Origin of the sequence: Actinomyces haliotis, from assembly GCF_015355765.1 — a bacterium.
Classification (GTDB): Bacteria; Actinomycetota; Actinomycetes; order Actinomycetales; family Actinomycetaceae; genus Actinomyces; species Actinomyces haliotis.
The window spans coordinates 1-1,471 of record NZ_JACWNA010000038.1; the positions used below are offsets into that span (position 1 = coordinate 1).

Below are 1,471 nucleotides of genomic sequence, written 5' to 3' on the forward strand. Positions count from 1 at the left end.
GGGCGGATTCAAGGGGTGGTCGCAACACTGCGAGGATCGGAGGGGTTGTCGGTGGTTGAGGATCAGGGTCGGCGTCGGCAGTGGCGGGCGGATCGTGCGGTTCGTGAGGTGATGCGTTCTCCGGGGCGACCGCCGGTGTCCAGGGTCGCGTGCCGCGACTTCTGGCGCCTGGTGGCTGAGGGGTTCTCCAGTGAGCAGGCTGCGCAGGCCGTCGGCGTGTCGGCGGCCGTGGGGGCCCGATGGTTCCGCCAAGGTGGCGGGATGGCACCGATGTCGTTGGCCGAGCCCGCCGGCCGATACCTGAGCCTTGACGAGCGAGAGGAGATCGCCGTCCTTCACGCCAAGGGCGAGGGCGTGCGCAGCATCGCTCGTGCGATCGGCCGCAGCGCGGCGACGGTGAGTCGTGAGCTGCGTCGGAACGCCGCTACCCGCGGCGGGGCGGTGGTGTACAGGGCCAGCGTGGCCCAGTGGAAGGCCGAGCAGGCCGCCAGGCGCCCCAAGGAGACGAAGCTGGCCTCCAACCCGCGTCTTGGCCAGTACGTCGTTGACGCCCTGGCCGGCAGGGTGACCGACGCGCACGGGCAGGCCGTGCGCGGTCCGGAGGTACCGGGCTGGAAGGGGCGGGGCAAGCCGCGCAGGGCCGACCGCCCGTGGTCCAGGGGGTGGAGCCCGGAGCAGATCAGCAACCGCCTCAAGGTCGACTTTCCCTCTGATGAGTCGATGCGGATCAGTCACGAGGCGATCTACCAGGCGCTGTTCATCCAGGGACGCGGTGCTCTGGAGCGCGAGATGACCGCGTGCCTGCGCACGGGGCGGGCGCTTCGCAAGCCTCGCCAGCGACGACGCAGCAAGCCCCAGGGGCACGTCACTGCCGACACTCTCATCGCTCAGCGTCCCCAGGAGGCCTCGGACCGCAGCGTCGTCGGGCACTGGGAGGGAGACCTGATCATCGGCACGGGCCGGTCCGCCGTCGCGACGCTGGTCGAGCGCATCAGCCGCATGACGATCCTCGTCCACCTGCCGCGTACCGAGCGCGAGGACCTCCATCAGGAGCCCGGGCGGGTGAGGTCCCGCCCCTCCGGCTACAGCGCCGACGCGGTCGCCACGGCCCTGGAGGAGGCACTCAGCCACCTCCCACTGGAAATGCGCAAGACCATCACCTGGGACCGGGGAGGGGAGATGGCCGCCCACGCCGCCCTCACCGCCGCCACCGGCACCAAGATCTACTTCGCCGACCCCCACAGCCCGTGGCAGCGTCCCAGCAACGAGAACACCAACGGACTCCTGCGCCAGTACTTCCCCAAGGGCACGGACCTATCACGATGGAGCGCCCAGGACCTCCAGGCCGTCGCCCACACCCTGAATGACAGGCCCCGAAAGATCCTGGGCTGGAAGAACCCCAACGAGGTCTTCAACCATCACCTACACTCCCTCCAACACACACGTGTTGCGACCACCGCTTGAATCCGCC

The 1,471-nt window shown here is 69.7% G+C and carries 1 protein-coding gene; it reads left to right on the forward strand.

What is annotated here, in order from left to right; translation table 11 throughout:
* Positions 1-111: 111 nt before the first annotated feature.
* On the forward strand, positions 112-1,464 hold the full coding sequence (locus IXW69_RS11355) for an IS30 family transposase (RefSeq protein WP_228525381.1): 1,353 nt from the start codon (positions 112-114) through the stop codon (positions 1,462-1,464).
* The last annotated feature ends 7 nt before the right edge of the window (positions 1,465-1,471 follow it).

What these genes read in the sequence shown, in the direction of transcription:
- IXW69_RS11355 (WP_228525381.1), top strand. Translation starts at nt 112, where the DNA reads ATGCGTTCTCCGGGGCGACCGCCGGTGTCCAGGGTCGCGTGCCGCGAC.